At 39.2% G+C, this 18,639-nt stretch carries 24 protein-coding genes and 1 tRNA gene; 3 read left to right on the plus strand and 22 right to left on the minus strand.

Going from position 1 to position 18,639, the window contains the following annotated elements; all coding sequences use genetic code 11:
• Positions 1 to 66 precede the first annotated feature (66 nt).
• Entirely contained in the window at positions 67 to 348 is a 282-nt protein-coding gene (locus tag CVU62_05045; GenBank protein ID PKN38227.1) for a hypothetical protein, read from the plus strand.
• Between the two features lie 306 nt (positions 349 to 654).
• Here the strand turns inward: CVU62_05045 and CVU62_05050 are convergent, their stop codons facing one another.
• From CVU62_05050 to CVU62_05105, 12 genes are all read right to left on the minus strand, one after another.
• Positions 655 to 993 carry a MerR family transcriptional regulator gene (locus CVU62_05050; GenBank protein ID PKN38228.1) on the minus strand — a complete coding sequence of 113 codons (339 nt, stop codon included), beginning with the start codon at positions 991 to 993 and terminating at the stop codon, positions 655 to 657.
• Between the two features lie 235 nt (positions 994 to 1,228).
• Positions 1,229 to 1,501 carry an integration host factor subunit alpha gene (locus CVU62_05055; protein PKN38229.1) on the minus strand — a complete coding sequence of 91 codons (273 nt, stop codon included), beginning with the start codon at positions 1,499 to 1,501 and terminating at the stop codon, positions 1,229 to 1,231.
• A 33-nt stretch (positions 1,502 to 1,534) separates the two neighbouring features.
• The gene (locus CVU62_05060) at positions 1,535 to 3,943 is read right to left on the minus strand and encodes a phenylalanine--tRNA ligase subunit beta (protein PKN38230.1); all 2,409 of its coding nucleotides are present in this window, start codon (positions 3,941 to 3,943) and stop codon (positions 1,535 to 1,537) included.
• A gap of 15 nt (positions 3,944 to 3,958) precedes the next feature.
• Positions 3,959 to 4,975 (minus strand): phenylalanine--tRNA ligase subunit alpha, encoded by a 1,017-nt coding sequence (locus tag CVU62_05065; protein ID PKN38231.1) that lies wholly within the window; start codon positions 4,973 to 4,975, stop codon positions 3,959 to 3,961.
• Positions 4,976 to 4,980: 5 nt separating this feature from the next.
• Complete coding sequence (locus CVU62_05070) at positions 4,981 to 5,331, minus strand: 50S ribosomal protein L20 (GenBank protein PKN38232.1); 351 nt, start codon at positions 5,329 to 5,331, stop codon at positions 4,981 to 4,983.
• Between the two features lie 43 nt (positions 5,332 to 5,374).
• Positions 5,375 to 5,572, minus strand: coding sequence for a 50S ribosomal protein L35 (locus CVU62_05075; GenBank protein PKN38233.1), 198 nt, complete (start codon positions 5,570 to 5,572; stop codon positions 5,375 to 5,377).
• An 18-nt stretch (positions 5,573 to 5,590) separates the two neighbouring features.
• Positions 5,591 to 6,100, minus strand: coding sequence for a translation initiation factor IF-3 (locus CVU62_05080; protein ID PKN38234.1), 510 nt, complete (start codon positions 6,098 to 6,100; stop codon positions 5,591 to 5,593).
• Between the two features lie 35 nt (positions 6,101 to 6,135).
• On the minus strand, positions 6,136 to 8,049 hold the full coding sequence (locus CVU62_05085; protein PKN38235.1) for a threonine--tRNA ligase: 1,914 nt from the start codon (positions 8,047 to 8,049) through the stop codon (positions 6,136 to 6,138).
• A gap of 95 nt (positions 8,050 to 8,144) precedes the next feature.
• Positions 8,145 to 8,219 (minus strand) — tRNA-Val (locus CVU62_05090).
• 18 nt (positions 8,220 to 8,237) lie between these two features.
• A complete protein-coding gene (gene pgsA / locus CVU62_05095) occupies positions 8,238 to 8,798 on the minus strand; it encodes a CDP-diacylglycerol--glycerol-3-phosphate 3-phosphatidyltransferase (protein PKN38236.1) in 561 nt (186 codons plus the stop codon).
• 76 nt (positions 8,799 to 8,874) lie between these two features.
• Entirely contained in the window at positions 8,875 to 9,477 is a 603-nt protein-coding gene (locus tag CVU62_05100) for a hypothetical protein (protein ID PKN38237.1), read from the minus strand.
• A gap of 16 nt (positions 9,478 to 9,493) precedes the next feature.
• Positions 9,494 to 9,796, minus strand: a complete 303-nt coding sequence (locus CVU62_05105) for a hypothetical protein (protein ID PKN38238.1) — start codon at positions 9,794 to 9,796, stop codon at positions 9,494 to 9,496.
• Between the two features lie 209 nt (positions 9,797 to 10,005).
• On the opposite strand from CVU62_05105, the gene CVU62_05110 reads away from it, so the two are divergent.
• A complete protein-coding gene (locus tag CVU62_05110) occupies positions 10,006 to 10,947 on the plus strand; it encodes an NAD-dependent dehydratase (protein PKN38239.1) in 942 nt (313 codons plus the stop codon).
• 24 nt (positions 10,948 to 10,971) lie between these two features.
• The gene (locus CVU62_05115; protein ID PKN38240.1) at positions 10,972 to 12,354 is read left to right on the plus strand and encodes a nucleotide sugar dehydrogenase; all 1,383 of its coding nucleotides are present in this window, start codon (positions 10,972 to 10,974) and stop codon (positions 12,352 to 12,354) included.
• Between the two features lie 5 nt (positions 12,355 to 12,359).
• Here the strand turns inward: CVU62_05115 and CVU62_05120 are convergent, their stop codons facing one another.
• The 10 genes from CVU62_05120 to CVU62_05165 form a co-directional block, all read right to left on the minus strand.
• The gene (locus CVU62_05120; GenBank protein ID PKN38241.1) at positions 12,360 to 12,734 is read right to left on the minus strand and encodes a YraN family protein; all 375 of its coding nucleotides are present in this window, start codon (positions 12,732 to 12,734) and stop codon (positions 12,360 to 12,362) included.
• 1 nt (position 12,735) lies between these two features.
• Positions 12,736 to 13,353: a ribonuclease HII gene (locus tag CVU62_05125; protein ID PKN38242.1), complete on the minus strand. Its 618-nt coding sequence runs from the start codon at positions 13,351 to 13,353 to the stop codon at positions 12,736 to 12,738.
• Positions 13,354 to 13,456: 103 nt separating this feature from the next.
• Positions 13,457 to 13,804 (minus strand): 50S ribosomal protein L19, encoded by a 348-nt coding sequence (locus CVU62_05130; GenBank protein PKN38243.1) that lies wholly within the window; start codon positions 13,802 to 13,804, stop codon positions 13,457 to 13,459.
• Between the two features lie 42 nt (positions 13,805 to 13,846).
• On the minus strand, positions 13,847 to 14,398 hold the full coding sequence (locus CVU62_05135; GenBank protein ID PKN38244.1) for a hypothetical protein: 552 nt from the start codon (positions 14,396 to 14,398) through the stop codon (positions 13,847 to 13,849).
• 81 nt (positions 14,399 to 14,479) lie between these two features.
• Positions 14,480 to 15,217 carry a tRNA (guanosine(37)-N1)-methyltransferase TrmD gene (locus tag CVU62_05140; GenBank protein PKN38245.1) on the minus strand — a complete coding sequence of 246 codons (738 nt, stop codon included), beginning with the start codon at positions 15,215 to 15,217 and terminating at the stop codon, positions 14,480 to 14,482.
• A 3-nt stretch (positions 15,218 to 15,220) separates the two neighbouring features.
• Positions 15,221 to 15,721 carry a 16S rRNA processing protein RimM gene (rimM, locus tag CVU62_05145; GenBank protein ID PKN38246.1) on the minus strand — a complete coding sequence of 167 codons (501 nt, stop codon included), beginning with the start codon at positions 15,719 to 15,721 and terminating at the stop codon, positions 15,221 to 15,223.
• A 7-nt stretch (positions 15,722 to 15,728) separates the two neighbouring features.
• Positions 15,729 to 15,959, minus strand: coding sequence for a KH domain-containing protein (locus tag CVU62_05150; protein ID PKN38247.1), 231 nt, complete (start codon positions 15,957 to 15,959; stop codon positions 15,729 to 15,731).
• 144 nt (positions 15,960 to 16,103) lie between these two features.
• Positions 16,104 to 16,358, minus strand: a complete 255-nt coding sequence (locus tag CVU62_05155; GenBank protein PKN38248.1) for a 30S ribosomal protein S16 — start codon at positions 16,356 to 16,358, stop codon at positions 16,104 to 16,106.
• 69 nt (positions 16,359 to 16,427) lie between these two features.
• A complete protein-coding gene (locus tag CVU62_05160; protein PKN38249.1) occupies positions 16,428 to 17,759 on the minus strand; it encodes a signal recognition particle protein in 1,332 nt (443 codons plus the stop codon).
• Positions 17,760 to 17,788: 29 nt separating this feature from the next.
• Positions 17,789 to 18,517: a hypothetical protein gene (locus CVU62_05165; protein PKN38250.1), complete on the minus strand. Its 729-nt coding sequence runs from the start codon at positions 18,515 to 18,517 to the stop codon at positions 17,789 to 17,791.
• Between the last annotated feature and the right edge of the window lie 122 nt (positions 18,518 to 18,639).

Raw genomic sequence — 18,639 nt, forward strand, 5'->3', positions numbered from 1 at the left:
CTTTTCTTCAATTTTCCGGCAACGTCTTAAAAATGGAGTAGTTTATTATATAAGGGGGTAATTCAAATGCTTTGTCAAACTGTTAAAGCGGGATTCGAATGCGCTTTTATGAGCAAAAAAGGATGCGGTTTCTTTAACGGCAGCTGTCAGAAAATAATCGACAAATGCGAAGGCTGTGGAAAGATAATGGATTATGAATCAGGGAAATACTGCAAAGTCTATCCTGATCCAACCAGTAAGTGGCAAAACGGAAGATGTCCAACCGCAACGCATGTTAAACTGGAAATACAAGAATCAACGCAAAAAATCAATCCGCTCAAGGCGTCTAAAAGGGCAAATAAAAAATAATAAAAACTGCACTCAATTTTGTCGCGGTGAAAATATTAATTTTTTACAAGTTATTTTCAGTAGAATAAAAAAGCCGGCGATGTAAATCGCCGGCTTTTTTTAATACCATTTGCTTTCAAAGGATAACGCGGCGGCAGGGAGGAGGCTCCGCAGGCGTATTAATAATACGTTGAGGAAGCCGACGACGTAGCCAACAAAGTTAGCCAAAGACCGGAGGCGCATCCCGCAGGGGAGCGCATTAGAAATAATGTTTTTTACCTTACCGGTAATTACCGCCTTCAAGGTGGTAATTACAAGCGGATGGTATTAGCTGATCATTGCTTTTATTTTCTGTAGTTCCTGTTTAATCTGATCTAATTTTTGTTTCTCGGAATTTATAGTTTCGGGTTCGATATTTCCACGCATTTTATGAAGCTGCTTTTTGGCACCATCAATGGTAAATCGCTGTAAGTAAAGCAAGTCTTTGATTGTTAATAATTCCTGCACATCTTTTTTTCTGTACAAGCGTTGAGCCGTTTTTGTGCGCACCGGATTTACAGTTTTAAATTCGGTTTCCCAATATCTGATAACATAAGGCTCAACGTTGAGGATTTTACTAACTTCTCCTATGCGGAAATATGCCTTTTCGGGAATTATTGTTTCCATAGAGCTCCTTAAAAACCCTTACGGCCAATTCACCGGACAGCTAAAAATATTTAATACAGAACACACAGATAAATATTAATAAACCAATAAAATATTTATTGATGTATATTAAAATATGTATAAATGGATTGAGTTTATTGTTTCCAAAGCAAAACAAAGTGCTTCGCTAAATCGAGTGGAAGAGCTCATGGGAAATGTTTTAAATAAATGCCCTGCCCTCTTTAACTCGCTATTATTAATTTAGAGCCTTTCGTAATACCTGCGAAGATTTGAAAGTCAATACTCTCCGCGCGGTGATCGATATTTCCTGTCCGGTCTGCGGATTACGTCCACGGCGCGATCTTTTTTCCTTGACCACAAAGTTACCGAATCCGGAAATCTTTACCAGTTCGCCTTGTGCAAGGCTGTCTTTAATAATGTCAAACACAGCTTCAACGATGTCTGCCGAATCCTTCTTGGAAAACCCGAGCTTTTCGTAAACGTTTTGAATAATATCAATCTTCGTCATGTCTTTACCTCCATTTTAGCTTTATCAATTCTGTTATGTTCTTATTTTTGCACCCGTTAGATTAACGGTATTCTGCACAATTCTATCGTGGACGGCATTTGCTTCTAAATCGGTTAATGTTCGATCAGGAGCGCGATAGGAAAAACGCAACCCCAGACTTTTCCCCTCTGAAATTTCCTTTCCTTTGTATACATCAAAAATAATAACATTTTCAAGTAAATCTTCTTCTTGTCCCAAAACAATATTAAGCATTTGGTCGGCTTCCATCGCATCAGGAATAACGAAAGCGGCGTCACGAGTTACAGCCGGATATTTTGATATTTCATGACAGGAAATATTTCTTTTTAAGTAAGCTGTAACCAAAATATCTAAATTAATTTCAAATACATAGAGATTATTTTTTAAATCAATCTTTTCCAGAACATCTGGATGAATCTCTCCTGCAAAACCGATTTTCTCGCCATTTAAATAAATTCCACAAGATTTTCCGGGATGTAAAAATGGTTCAGCCGAAGAGGAAATATACCGGCAATTATTTATTTTTAAATCAAAGAAAATATTTTCCAGACATCCCTTTAACGTATAAAAGTCGGCGTTTTTTTTCGAATCCCAAAAATCATCGGTCATTTTCCCTGTCAAAAGTCCGGCAATAATATTTTTTTCTACAGGAAGTTCCGCCGCTGAAGGATTTAGGAAAACACGCCCGATTTCGAAAATTTTTAAATCAAAAGAACCGTTGTTAGCGTTCTTTTTAGCCGTTTCCAGAAGCCCGTAAATGATTGTTGTGCGCATGGCGGAAAGATCTTCACCCAGCGGATTTTTAATCCGCACAGGACTCCGCCTTTCATCGTTTTCCGGCAAACACAGGATATCCGAAGCCTGTGGTGTTCCGAAACTGTAATTGACAATTTCAGTATATCCGCTGCCTGCAAGTAATAGCCTGAGTCTTTCTTCCATGTCTAAACGGGGAATAACTTCCATTTCCGTCACGGCAACGGCGGGCAATGTGACAGGGACGCGATCGTAACCATAAAGTCTGATCACTTCTTCAATTAAATCGATTTCCCGCGAGATATCAACCCTGCAAGTCGGCGGCGTAACAAGATATGTACCCTTCCCTCCCCGTTTAACAAGCATGCCGATACTGCGTAAAATTCCGGCAACATCTTTTACGCTTATTTCCGTGCCGATGATTCGGCGGATTCTATCCAGTCGTAGTGGAATATCCTGGGCGCATAGGATTTTTTTCGGGTATTCATCAATAAGGTTTTTACAAACGTGGCCGCCGGAAATATCGGCAATCAACTGAGCGGCTCGATTAAGTGCCTTTACCACCCCTTCCGGATCAATGCCCCGTTCAAAGCGAAAAGCGGCGTCGGTAGGCATGGCCAGCTTTCGAGCGGAACGGCGTATGGACGGCGGATTAAAATACGCGCTCTCGAGCAGAACAACCTGCGTATCTTCTTTAACTTCGGAATTCAGGCCGCCCATAATTCCGGCAATCGCCACGGGCTTGACACCATCGCAGATCAGTAAAGTATTCTCGGGAAGTCTGTGGCTTTTTTCGTCCAGAGAGATAAATTCTTCATTCTCTCTGGATTTGCGGACAACTATTTTTCCCTCTTCCAGAAAACGGAAATCAAATGCGTGCAGTGGTTGTCCCATTTCCAGCATGACAAAGTTAGTGATGTCGACAATGTTATTGATGGCGCGCAATCCGGCCGCTTCCAGTCTGGCCCTCATCCAGACAGGCGAAGGACCTATTTTAACGTTTTTTATCATTCTCGCCGTGTAACGGGGACAAAGATCGGCGTCAATTATTTTAACTGAAGCCAGGGAATTGATATCCTCGGACGATTCTTTAATCTTTATAGACGGCAGTTTTATTTTTTTACCGGTCATGGCGGCCACTTCCCGCGCTATTCCGATCATGCTCAAGCAGTCGGAGCGGTTGGGAGTAACATTCACGTCAAGAACGGTATCTTCTATATTTAAAACAGTCTCCAGAGGAGAGCCAAGCGGCAAATCAGCAGGTAAATGCATGATACCCGATTCATCATCGCCGATCTCCAGTTCCGCTTCGGAACATAACATTCCGTCGGATTTTTCTCCGCGCAGAACTGATGGTTTAATCGTGTATCCGCCGGGGATTACAGCGCCGACTTTAGCCAGGGGAACGATATCTCCGGGCGCGATATTTTTTGCTCCGCAAACGACAGGATAATTTTGCTCACCGTCACTGACGGAGCAGAGCAAGAGTCGATCCGCGGAAGGATGACGCTCTACAGATAAAATCTTAGCGACGACAACACCGCTGAATTGCGGACGGATAGTTTTTATCTCGTCAACTTCCAGACCGGCCATTGTCAGGCGGTGAGCGAGCTCTTCCGCTGTTAATTCTATATCAACATAATCTTTAAGCCACTTGAGACTGACCAGCATAAAGAAAAATATCTCCTAAAATTGTTTAAGAAATCGGATGTCGTTTTCAAAAAATAACCGGATGTCGGAAATGCCGTACTTCAACATGGCAATGCGTTCCAGACCGAGACCGAAGGCAAAACCGGAATATTCTTCAGAATCATAATTAACATTTTGAAAAACTGCGGGATCAACCATACCGGAACCAAGGATCTCCAGCCAACCACTTTGTCCGCAAACACGACAGCCGCGTCCGCCGCACATGACACAGCGAATGTCTACTTCCGCCGATGGTTCTGTGAAAGGGAAAAAACTGGGACGGAATCGCAAAGTGGTATTATCTCCGAAAATATTTTTAAGAAAAGCTGTTAAAATTCCTTTGAGGTCGCCGAAACTAACGCCTTTATCCACCAGCAATCCTTCTATTTGATGAAACATCGGAGTGTGAGAAACATCCGAATCACGCCGGTAAACTTTTCCCGGTGATAAAATCCGCAACGGCGGTTGAATTTTTTCCATAATCCTCACCTGTACCGGCGAGGTATGTGTGCGTAAAACGACATTATCTGAAATGTAGAAAGTATCCTGCATGTCTCTGGCGGGATGATCCTTGGGAATATTCAGAGCCTCAAAATTATAATAATCAAGTTCGACTTCCGGCCCTTCCACTACGGAAAAACCAAAAGAAGCAAATATGGCACAAATTTCCCTGCGTATTTGAATTACAGGATGAATCCGTCCGCATTTTATGGCATTTCCGGGCAAAGTGACATCAATTTTTTCCTTCAACAGGATGTCTTCTTTATTCCGGATCGCCTGCTGTTGAAGCGCTTCCTCAATTTTGGCGTCGAGAAGGTTTTTTAATTCATTGCAAAGTTTACCGAATAGAGGTTTCTCTGCGTCGGATACTTGAGCAATATTCCTTAAAAGACCAGTCAATAGCCCTTTTCGACCAAGATATTTGGTTCTTATATTTAAAAATTGATCTTCGGTCTCAGCCGTCTGCAATTCGGCAAGGGCATTTTTCTCTAGCTGTTTGAGCTCATTAATCATGCAGCCTAATTGCCTTTAGCCATTACCACAACTTGAGCGAACCCCTGAGGATCGTTAACAGCGAGTTCCGCCAGTATTTTGCGGTCTAATTCGATACCGGTTTTTTTCATACCGTTAATTAGCCGGCTATAGGATATATTATTTTCACCGGCAGCCGCATTGATGCGCGCAATCCATAATTGACGAAATTCTCTTTTTCTCGCGCGACGATCGCGAAAAGCGTATTTCATCGCTTTATTTACGGCTTCGGTAGCTGTTCTAAGCAGGCGGCTGCGTGCGCCGAAAAAACCCTTCGCCTGTTTTAATACCTTTCTTCTTTTCTTACGAGCATTGACGCCCCTCTTTACTCTAGACATTTTTCTATTCTCCTAAATAATAACTAATATAACCGTCTGAGATCTATAGATAAGGAATAAGCCTTTTAATAGCTTTTTGATTTGCATGATCAACCAACGTTGATTTCCTTAAAGATCTTTTTCTTTTTGTTGTTTTCTTTGTCAGGATGTGGCTGGCAAAAGCCTTACTGCGTTTAACTTTACCTTTGGCGGTAAGAGAAAAGCGTTTTGCCGCTCCCCTGTGAGTTTTTAGTTTTGGCATCTAATCACCTCTTTATCCTTATTGTTTTTTTGGTGAAACTATCATAACCATGTTACGTCCTTCGAGTCTGGGCTCTTGATCGATAATACCTTCATTTGCCAGTTCATCCTTTACTCTTTCCATCAACTTTTTGCCTATATCGGTAAAAGCGATTTCCCGCCCTCTGAACATCATGGATACTTTAACTTTATCATGGTTTTTCAAAAACTTTTTAATGTGGTTAAGCTTAACCTGCACATCGTGTTCTTCTGTCTTAGGTTTTAATTTAATCTCCTTAACTTGAATAATTGTCTGGCTCTTTTTAGCGTCATGGAGTTTTTTACTCTGTTTGTAACGGTATTTGCCATAATCCATTATTTTGCAGACTGGTGGATCGGTAGCAGACACCTCAACTAAATCCAACCCGACACTCTCCGCATTGGCCAGGGCTTCCTCCAACGTAATTACACCCAGTTGCTTTCCCTCCTCGCTGATAACTCGAACTGAGGCCGATTTTATTTCTCTATTAACCCTTAAATCCTTTACTATATGTCACCTCCTGAAACTATATAGTTTAAATAAATCTATTGTTTTTTCTCACATATTTCCTGCAATAAAGCAATAAATTCGTCAATAGGTAACGATCCGAGATTCTGACCGTCACGTGTTCGCGGAGCAACTGACTGGGCCTCCACTTCTTTATCTCCAATAACAAGCATATAAGGCACTTTTTGCATCTGTGCCTGACGAATTTTATAGCCTAATTTCTCATTTTCAAAATATTTCTCACAACGAATACCCGCTTGAATCAATTTGTCATAAACTGTTTGGGCATAAGGTATATGTTTATCGGTGACTGTCAATAAAACGCATTGTACCGGTGACAGCCAGACTGGAAATGCTCCGGCGTAATGTTCGATAAGTACTCCCATGAAACGTTCAATAGCCCCTAAAATGACTCTGTGCAGCATAACCGGCCGGTGTTTTTCTCCGTCTGCGCCTATATAACTCAAATCGAATCTTTCCGGTAATGTAAAATCGCATTGAATTGTAGCGCATTGCCATTTTCTCTTTAAAGCGTCTTTAAGTTTGAAATCAATTTTGGGCCCGTAAAAAGCACCATCTCCGGCGTTTACTTCATAGCTTATTTTGTTGTCCTGAAGAGCATTCTCTAAGGCTGTAGTAGCAAGTTCCCAATCTTCATCAGAACCGATAGAATTTTCCGGTCTGGTGCTTAATTCTACTTCATATTCAAATCCGAAAATCCCCATAGCATAATTGACGAAATCAGCAATAGCTCGAATTTCTGAATTTAACTGCTGAGGTGTGCACAGTATGTGTGCGTCATCCTGGGTGAATTGCCTTACTCTCATCAAACCGTGTAAAACGCCGGTCTTCTCGTGGCGATGAACTGTGCCTAATTCAAAATAACGCAGAGGCAAATCTCGATAACTTCTGATTTTTGATTTATAAATCAACATATGCGAAAGACAATTCATCGGCTTGATACCGTAAACTTGTTCATCTATTTCGGTAAAATACATGTTGTCTCGATAATGATCAAAATGCCCGGACTTTTTCCAGAGATCAACCTTGAGAATCTGAGGTCCCATAACCATATCATAACCGCGTTTTAAATGTTCTTTCTTTTCCCAATCTTCAATTAGGTAACGCAAAAGCATGCCTTTAGGATGAAAGATAACCAGACCAGGCCCAGCCTCTTCGTTTATCTGAAAGAGATCCAGTTCTTTGCCCAAACGGCGATGATCCCTTTTTTTCGCTTCTTCCAGTAAATTCAAATAATCAGCCAGTTCGTTCTCATTGGCAAAACCGGTACCGTAAATACGCTGTAACATTTTATTATTTTCATTGCCTCGCCAGTAGGCGCCGGCGACGCTCAATAGTTTGAATGCTTTTATCACACCTGTTGAAGGTATGTGCGGACCGCGGCATAAATCGATGTAATCTCCCTGTTTGTAAATGCTGACTTCTTGAACATCTCCGGGCAAATCATTGATTAATTCAACCTTGTAATTTTCATTTCTTTCGTCAAATAATTTTACTGCCGCCGCACGGGAAAGCTCTTCGCGGATGAAAGGATGATCAGCGGCGACAATTTTCTTCATGCGCTTTTCGATTTTAGGGAAATCATCCATGGTAAACGGCTCTTTATATTCAAAATCATAATAAAACCCGTCTTCAATGGAAGGTCCAATGCTTACTTTAGCACCCGGAAAAATTTCCTGAACGGCTTGAGCCATTACGTGAGATATACTATGACGAAGTATGGACAAACCTTCAACGGAAGATATATCTATTAGACCAATCGTCGAATCTCCTTTTATCGGTGAGCTTAAATCCGCAGGTATATTATTGATCTTAACAGCTATCGTATAGGCTAAGGATTCTTTTTTCCAGTTCTCCAGAGCTTTAGCGGCGGATATTCCTTCGTTAAAAGAAATTTCTTTATTATCAGGAAATGTAACTTTAATATTCATAACTTATAATAAAACTGTTTTGATTCATTTTAAAAGGGCACCACAACTTGCTGATGCCCTTGAAGTACTCATCTAAAGACATTCTTTGTATTAAATGGTAGGCAAGCAGGGATTTGAACCCTGGACATCCACCGCGTCAGGATGGCGCTCTCCCCCTGAGCTACTTGCCTACAAATCAAGTAAATATCTTATTTCCCAGTCTCTTTTATATTGGTCTTATTGACTATTTTGATTCCTCTGATTATGTAAACCAATCCGGAAAAAACAGTAAATGATGCCGTTAACCAAAAGAAAAGAGTTAAAATGCATTCATAACTTAAATTATGACTAAAAGCCTTATAAAGAAGTACCAGGAAAACTGTTCCTATTTGCAAAGTAGTAGTAACTTTACCGATTAAAGCCGGTTTAATTTCGAAAGTAATCGACATCAAGGTAAGAATTGCTATGCCAAGAAGTATCATGAAGTCTCTGCTGATTACTATTACAGTCAGCCAGCTCGGTACAATTCCTAAAATTGCCAGAGTCACAAAACTGGTAGTCAGGAGTAACTTGTCGGCAATGGGATCCAAATAAGAACCAAGTTTAGTTTGAGCGTTTAACAAACGCGCCATTGTACCGTCAAGTGCGTCAGTTAAACCGGCAATAATGAATATAATCAACGCATTGTAATATTTGTCCTGAATCAGGAAAATAACAAATATGGGAACGAGTATGATCCGAGTTAAGGACAATAAATTGGGGATATTCATTTATAGTTCTGTATTAATTTCCTTCAATTTATTTTGTCTCTACCTCTGTTTAGAGTTACCAGATATCGTGGTCTTCCTACCCACGCAAATTAGGTCCGTCCGGCAGAGTTTTGATTACTTTATTGACAACTTCTTCAATTACAGTTTCATAGGTCTCTTTAGATTTTCTTTCCAGCCCTTTGTGAGTTAAATCAAAATTTCTACTTGTGGATTTGCATTCGGCATTCCATAGAACTTCACCAGTCTGAGTACTTCGCAATTCACAACGAACCGCTATGGATATTGGAGAATAAAATATTTTTTTCGATTTATTGTCTTCGGTTAATGTGCAATACATTCCCGCATCAGCGCCTAGTAAATCTTTTAATACTTGAGGGTCAATGATGGATGAACTTTTCTTTAATTTTTTTTCTATATATAAATATTCCAGCTTTTTGTCGATTACATCCAACGGCAGTTTTGAATAACCCTTAAAGTAAAGTTCTTCAAACAGTCTGGAACGAAATAATTGGGAAGTTTTATCATCAAAAGTTTTATTTTGTACAGGAAGCAATGCAATTATCTTTGCCGAATTTTGATCATAATTAGGTTTTAAGCCATATGGTGAATTAGAGGAACATCCACTTACAGCTAAACTTCCAATAATTATTGTATACAGATAAATTTTTAAAATCTTCAAAGTTTTCCCTCTTCCTTTATTCGTTGCTACTCAATTTCTTTAGTTTTTCAATTTCTTCTTTTATGACTTTTTCTGCGATTTCCGGAACCAGTTCCCTGGCAATTCTTTCGATAATTTCTGCTGCCCGTTTTATAATTTCTTCATTAAGGTTGTTTGCATTTTGCGAATCTTCAATTACATCAACAAGAGTATATATTTCTCTTTTGTTATTTACATTATTCTCATAGCCACGGCCATCAACTACAATTATTTCCTGATTGCTGCCATTGTTCTGTTCATGATTTTTTTTATCTGCCATTGCCATGGAATCTGAATCCATAGTTGTCTCCTTCAGATCATTTTAATCAAGGAAGACAGCTATCATAATGCAAGAAACAGTTCAAGGAATATATAAAATGTCTTATTATTGAGGTAATATATATTTACCCAACAAATGGATAAATATTTTAATAGTTGACATCTCCACTGTCTTTCAGGTTTAATAGCAAAACATTAAACAAATACTTCCATAACCGACAAGTTAAAATAATGAAGCGTATATTAATAACCGGAGGCGCCGGATTTTTAGGATCACATCTTTGTGACCGATTATTGCAAGAAGGCAATGACATCATTTGTCTGGATAATTTTTTTACCGGCAATAAAAAGAATATCGCCCATCTTATGGGTCTTCCCCATTTTGAATTGATCCGCCACGACATTATCAATCCCATCTATCTTGAAGTTGATGAAATATACAATCTGGCCTGCCCTGCTTCTCCGGTGCATTATCAGTTCAATCCGATCAAAACTATCAAAACGAATGTTATGGGAGTAATAAACGTTTTAGGCATTGCGAAAAGGACAAAAGCAAAAGTTCTTCAGGCTTCCACCTCGGAAGTATACGGCGATCCTGAAGTGCACCCGCAAAAGGAATCCTACTGGGGAAAAGTTAATCCCATTGGAATCCGCAGTTGCTATGACGAGGGGAAAAGAGCAGCGGAATGTCTGATGATGGACTATCGGCGACAAAACTCTGTCAATACAAAAATAGTTAGAATTTTTAATACATACGGTCCGCGCATGGCAATCAATGACGGCCGTGTGGTAAGCAATTTTATAATTCAAGCCCTGCTAAATAAAAAACTCACGATTTACGGAGACGGTTCTCACACCAGATCTTTTTGTTATGTAGATGATATGATCACAGGATTAGTCAGTATGATGAATTCGGCCGATGATTTTTATGGGCCTGTTAATATCGGTAATCCCGGAGAATTTACTATTATGCAATTGGCGCAACTAATCATCAAATTAACAAAAAGCAATTCCGAAATTGATTTTCAGCCTCTTCCTGCGGATGACCCTGTTCAACGTAAACCTGATATAACGCTGGCCGGAGAGAAAATCGACTGGAAACCGCAAGTAGAATTGGAACAAGGTTTATTAAGTACAATTGATTATTTTCGTGAAGTATTAAAAACATTGTAATCAATCGAAGGAGATCCAATACTAATGAAATCAAAGAAAAAAATCCTTTGCATCGGGGCCGGTTATGTCGGCGGTCCTTCCATGGCAATGATTGCTTATAAGTGTCCCGATTATCGAATAACAGTGGTGGATATCAATCCTGATCGCATTGACGCCTGGAATTCGTCAGAGCTTCCCATTTATGAACCGGGATTGGAGCAAATTGTTAAAAAAACGCGCGGCAAAAATCTGTTTTTTGACAAAGATATTGAAAATCAGATAAAAGAAAATGATATTATTTTTGTCAGCGTGCATACGCCCACAAAAACTTACGGTACCGGTGCGGATATGACTGCTGATTTGCAGTACTGGGAAAAAACAGCTCGTCAGATTCTCAAGTATTCGCGGTCATCGAAAATTGTAATCGAAAAAAGCACTCTACCCGTGAAAACCGCCCTGGCCATGGAAAAAATTTTATCTTCGGCAAAAAGCAAATTTAAATTTGAGGTTCTCTCTAATCCGGAATTTATGGCAGAAGGTACTGCTATTAGCGATCTGGAAAATCCCGACCGCGTTCTGATTGGTTCTCATGAAACAAAAAACGGATTAAAAGCCCGTGCGGAATTGATTAAACTTTACTCCCGTTGGGTTCCAAAAGAAAATATTATTACATCCAATATCTGGAGCAGCGAATTATCCAAATTGGTAGCCAATGCCTTCCTGGCTCAGCGGGTATCATCGATTAATTCCATATCTGCTTTATGTGAGAAAACCGATGCTGATGTTTCCGAAGTAGCCAAAGCCGTGGGAATGGATAAACGGATTGGCGACAAATTTCTTAAAGCCGGCATCGGTTTTGGCGGATCGTGTTTTAAAAAAGATATTTTAAATCTTGTTTATCTTTGCCGTTTCTATGATTTGAAAGAAGTTGCTTCTTATTGGGAAAACGTTGTAAGGATCAATGAATATCAACAGGAACGTTTTGTCTCTAATATCCTGCACAGCATGTTTGGCACATTGGCTGGTAAAAAGATTTGTATACTTGGTTTTGCTTTTAAAGCAGATACCGGGGATACCAGAGAAAGCCCGGCAATTTATATTTCACAAAAACTACTCGTGGAACATGCCGAATTGATTATTTCCGATCCCAAAGCTCTAAAAAATGCTGTTGTTGATCTTTCGGGAATCAAAGGCAAAGTAAAATATATTGAAGACCCTTACCAGGCTGCAGCCGGCTGTCATGCTTTGGTCATACTTACCGACTGGGATTTATATCGGAAACTGGATTTCCACAAAATATATAAATCAATGGTAAAGCCTGCATTTATATTCGATGGACGTAACATAATTGACCATAAAAAATGTTTTTCTATTGGTTTTAACGTTTATCCCGTCGGCAAGCCTGCTTTAAGCCATTTTAAGGTCTGATATTATCAAGCAGCAATGAAGTCAAAAGCATTTTTTATCAGTTTTATTTCATTGCCTGCAGGAAGCATTATTATCGCCAAAACATCAAATCGCGATGCGGTATTATTAATATTATTCTTTTGAAGATACCATAGCGCCAGCTGAGACATCTTTTTCTGCTTTTTTATTCCTACTGCCTGTTCCGGGAATCCCAGTTCTCTGGATTTTCTTGTTTTGACTTCAATGAAAACAAGGAATTCTTTCTCCCGCGCGATGATATCTATTTCTCCGATAGCGCAGCGGAAATTCACTTCAATTATCCGATAACCGTTCTTTTTAAGAAAATCAGCCGCTATTTTTTCACCTTCTTGTCCTGTTTGAATTTTTGCCGAATCTTTCATCTTAAACGTTGAATTCCAGCTTGGTTTGATTTAAATATTTTACATGAAATGATTTGCGATGAATTTTACAAATGCCGAATTGTTTAATGGCGTCAAGGTGCTCTTTAGTCCCATAGCCTTTGTTTTGCTGAAAATTATACTGAGGAAATTGGCGATGATACATTTCCATGATCCGATCGCGGGATACTTTGGCGATAATTGACGCTGCCGCGATGGAAATACTAAGAGAATCTCCCTTAACAATTGGCTTTTGCGGCGTCAGGATGGGAATACGTTGATTGCCGTCAATCAAAAGAAAATCTGGAGAAGCGGGAAGTTCTAAAACAGCGTCGCGCATGGCCTGAAGGGTAGCTTGTAAAATGTTAACACGATCGATTATATCCGCATCAACAACCATCATGCCGATCGCAACGGCTTCTTTGTTGATGATTTCGTATAATTCTTCTCTCTTGCGGGCGGAAAGTTTTTTGGAATCTTTTATTTCAGCATTCAGATAACCGGGTGGAAGAATTACCGCAGCGGCGACAACCGGCCCGGCCAGAGGTCCCCTGCCCGCTTCATCAATACCGGCTATAATCTGATAACCTTCTTGATAGGCAATTTTCTCAAAAGTATCCATTGAAAAATTAATGGAATAAATCCTTTTCCTTTCCGCAAGACAGCCATACCAAGTTAAAAAATCAAACGAAATTGGTTTAATCTTAATTTAATACAAACTAGTATTAGTTCTTTGTAGCTTCCTTAATCCTTGCTTTTTTACCTCTTAATTCTCTTAAATAGTAAAGACGTGATCTGGCTACTTTCCCTCTGGTAATCACTTCAATCTGGTCAATAATCGGAGAATGCAAAGGAAATGTTCTTTCTACACCAACGCCATAAGAAATTTTTCTCACTGTAAAATTGGCTCTGCTACTACCGCGTTTCTTACGAATTACAACCCCTTCAAAAGCCTGGATTCTCTGCTTTTGGCCTTCGATGATGCGCACATGTACTTTTACCGTATCACCGGTTTTGAAACCGGGGATATCGCCTCTCATATATTCTTTTTCCAGCATTTCTATAACATTCATTTATATTTCCTCCTGCAATCATTGCATTATATATAAAATATATTAAATACTTATTACTCGATCTAAAACAATTGCTACTGCCGACCGCACGGCAAGGTGATTATAATTATCTTTGCCTCTTATAGGCTCTAAAAGATAATCTGCCGTATTTACCACTTCCGCGGCGATTCCCGATCCTGTGCCGAAAACAAGAAGATACGGTATATGATCATTTTTCAGCATTTCTCTAAGTTCGGCAAATTTTAAAAGATCACCTGAAAAATTAGCTCCGGTAACAACAACTTTCGGAGCATATCCCGTTTCATGGGAAATATCGGTTAAAACATCATGTAGACTATTTTCTATCTTTATCAATTCAAAAGCGGCCTGGCGGAATTTATTGAAAGTGGCTCCGTATCCTTTCTTCCAGTGATCGATAATTTGCTGTGCCAGATTTCTTTGCTCCGATATCGGGTTTACTATGTAAAAACAGTTTGCCGCATATGTTTTTGTAAGTCTCGCAATATCGTGAATATCCATATTGGCAATGGCCGTCGTTACAATTTGGCCTTCTTTATTGTAAACAGGATAATGTAAAAGAACTATGTAAAGCATCAATGCTTTTCCATTTAGGATTAAATTGTCCTAATTAACAGCGGGAAACCCATACATTATAAACTTCTCAAAATCAAGACTTTATATATCTTCCTGTTTAATTTCATCCAGAAATTTTTCATCTTCAGCCGAAAGTTTTATTTTTTCAAGTAAATCCGGACGACGTTGATATGTCCTTTTCAGCGATTTTCTTTTACGCCACAGTTCTATTTCGGCGTGATTTCCGGATAATAAAACTTCGGGAACTACCCAGTTTTTATATTCTGCCGGCCTTGTATATTGCGGATATTCCAAAAGGTTCGCGCAAAAAGATTCGTTGTTCGTTGAGTCAGGGTTTCCCAGGACATCGGGAATATAGCGGGAGACGGCATCAATTAAAACCATTGCAGGAAGTTCTCCACCGGTCAATATATAATCACCGATGGAAATTTCGCGGTCAACTAAATGTTCCCTGATCCTTTCATCAATACCCTCATAACGTCCGCAAATAATTATTATACTTTTCTTACCGGCTAATTCAGCTGCTATTTTTTGATTCAAAACCTCTCCCTGCGGAGTCATTAATACCACAATGGAATCATCTTCAGGATGCCTGATTTCATGGAGAGCCTTTTCCACCGGCTCAACTTTCATGACCATTCCGCAACCGCCTCCATATGGAGCGTCATCAGTCATTTTATGTTTGTCATCCGCCCAATTACGTATATCGTGCAGGGAAATACTTAAAATACGTTTCTCCTGAGCTTTCTTGATCAAACTAAAATTGAGTGGAGATGAAAACATCTCGGGGAAAATGGAGAGGACATCAAACTTGACCACTTTTTACAGCCCTTCCAGCAATCTGACTGTCATAACCCGACGAGTTATATCTATCTTACGGATTACCTCGGAAATTGCAGGGAGAAGGATTTCTCTTGCTGCTCCCTCGCAAACATAAACATCATTACTTCCTGTGGGAAAAACCGATACTATCCGGCCAATATATTCATTTTCTTCATTATAAACATCAAGCCCGATAATATCCTGCCAGTAATACTCTCCTTCGTGCAGTGTTTCCAGCATATCCTTCGGCAAAAATACTTTACAGCCAACTAACTTCTGTGCCGATTCCACATCCGGTATGCCTTCCAATTCGACAAATAACATTTTACCGGATAAAGAAATTTTTCTCAAATTAAAACGATTTTTTTCACCTGAACTTTCTTCAATATAAATAAATTTAAGCTGGGCAAAACTATTTTCTTTCTCCACATAACATAAAATTTTTAGACAACCATGGAGACCACGAGTTTTTACAATCTCTCCTATTGCAAAGAGATTCATTTCTGACCTATTCAATAATTTCTAAAACCGCCCTTTTATGCATTTTAGCAGAAGCAGCGCTTAGAATCATTCGAATAGCCTGGGCAGTTTTACCCTGTTTCCCGATTACTTTACCTAAATCTTCTTTTGCCACGCGCAATTCAATCACAGATGTTTGTTCACCAATTGTTTCTTTTACTTCAACCTTGTCTGGAACATCTACCAATGCCTGAGCTATATACTTGACCAATTCCTTCATCGTTATAACCTCCGCTGATTTAATTAAATTCTTTTTGAAAAACCATTATTATATCAATAATAATTTCAACGCTTAAACGACACGTGGCCATATAAAAACTCCAGATATTCCGCCTTGTAAATTATAAAAAAACAAACATTCATCTTATTTAATTCCAGCTTCAATGCCTTTTGTTTTCAGTAAATTAGCTACTGTCAGGGTTGCTTTTGCACCCTTTGACAACCACTCCCGAATCCTCTCTTCCTTTACCACGATTTCCGCGGGATTCTTTTTGGGATCGTAATTACCTAATATTTCTAAAAATTTTCCGTCTCGAGGGGAATCTGTATCAGTTGCCACAATTCTATAAAAAGGTTTACTTTTCGCACCCATACGAGTAAGTCTAATTTTAACAGCCATTGATCTTAAATAATACCTCCTTAAAATGATAATTATTTTATATCTTTTCTTAGCATAGTTTTTTCTATTTTAAAAGGGGAAATTACGCATCAATGATTTAACACCTTTTTTTTGGTTAAATTTTTTCATCATTTTTTTAATTTCCATATAATTTTTCAATAAAAGATTTACATCCTGAACCGTTGTTCCGCTACCTAAGGCGATTCTTTTACGCCGTCGTCCGTCGATGATCAAGTAATCATAACGCTCTTTTTTTGTCATGGAATCGATTATAGCGGTAATTTTAACCAATTCTTTGTCGTCGGGCTCAATATCTTTAAGCGCCTTCATTTTTCCCAAACCCGGAACCATTCCTAATATATCTTTCATTGATCCCATTTTCTTGATTTGGGCTAGTTGATTGCGAAAGTCTTCCAGCGAAAAATTATTTTTCCTGATGCTTTTTTGCAACTCAAGAGCCGTCTTATTGTCAATATTGGCCTGTGCTTTTTCCACCAGAGTAAGAATATCGCCCATTCCCAGTATTCGGGAGGCCATTCTTTCCGGGTGAAACACCTCAAGGTTATCGATTTTCTCACCTATGCCTACAAACTTTATTGGTTTTCCGATAACTGATTTGAGAGACAAAGCACTTCCGCCGCGTGCGTCGCCGTCCATTTTTGTCATAATGACGCCGTCAATACCGATTAGCTCATTAAATTTTACTCCGACATTTACGGCGTCCTGTCCGGTCATCGCATCCGCCACATAAATAATTTCCGCCGGATTTACTTTTTCTTTAATTTTCGTGAGTTCTTTCATCAAGAGCTCATCAATATGCAACCTTCCTGCTGTATCAATAATGATTACTTCATAACCATTTTTTCTCGCTTGTTCGACTGCCTGAACGCAAATCTCCACAGGATCTTTAAGACCATGTGAATCAAAAACGCCTGTATTTATCTGTTTGCCCAGCATGGCCAGTTGTTCAATGGCGGCGGGTCGATAAACATCTGCCGATACAAGATAAACCTTTTTTTGTTCTTTTGATAGCAAAAGGGCCAGCTTTGCTGCAGTTGTGGTTTTGCCGCAGCCCTGCAATCCAACGAGCATGATTGGAGCAGGAATTCGGGATCCGAATTTGATATTAGCGCTAACCCCTCCCATAAGATCAACCAAACGTTCATGAACAATTTTGACTATTTGCTGTCCGGGAGTAATACTATCGAGAACTTCTTTTCCGATTGCCCGTATTCGGATGTCTTCTATAAAATCTTTAGCTACCTTAAAATTAACATCAGCTTCCAAAAGCGCCATACGGATTTCTTTAAGCGATACATTCACATTCTCTTCGTTTAGAATTCCGCGGCCTTTTAATTTTTTAAAAATATTCTCTAATTTTTCAGAAAGATTTTCGAACATAATCAAATAACCATAACCTGATATTTATTTTAGTTTTTCTTTTCTTCATCATCAACAGATTTGATGATACAATTTAGCCCGGTTTTTTGAAATATTTTTTGCGCTGCTTCCTGTGCCTGAACTTTATTTTCGAAACCGGGAACAAATACGCGAAACAAAATTCCTTTTTTCTTATTTTCAATCTTAACCACTTGTGATGTAAAACCTAACGAGTCTATTTTTTTGCCTATCTTATTGGCTTTATTTTTTTCCTTTAAAGAGACTACTTGAATCATGAATTTCTGCTTACTGTAAACCATAGCAGGAGTTACTTCTTTTCCTTTGGGCTCACTTTTCTCTTTATTTTTCTCGCCGACAACCTCTGCCTGTTTCTGAACATCTAATTTATAATCGCCAACTTGAGATTCTGAAAATGTTGCTTGCTTATCGGTAATCGATTCTTCATTTAAAACACCTTTTTTATTGGTAAGGGTGCTGTAAAAAGTTAGATCAATATTTTCCTGCGATTGAGGCTGCTTCTGCGCGCTTTTATTATCTGATGTGCCTGGGGCAGCCTTGATTTTAGCCGGTCGCCAAACCAATGATAAAACCGTTTGAGGAAAGGCAGCGATTTTCTCCGGGTAAACATCAATGTTTTTACCGACTTCAATGCCGAATAAAAAAGCCGTACATAAAAGAGCGGACATACCGACAACGATGATGATTAATCCTGCTTTTCCTACTTTTAATTCAAAGTTCTTAATATTTCCGGAAGCCATCGATTCTACTTTAAATATATTTTAATAAATAAAGAGTATAAACCCCACATTGCTTCGCCTGTTCAGTATCCCTCTCCACTTCGGGGATTGTTCCCAATCTCGATGTTATCGGGATTGGATAG

Source organism: Deltaproteobacteria bacterium HGW-Deltaproteobacteria-2, from assembly GCA_002840505.1.
Classification (GTDB): domain Bacteria; phylum Desulfobacterota; class Syntrophia; order Syntrophales; family Smithellaceae; genus Smithella.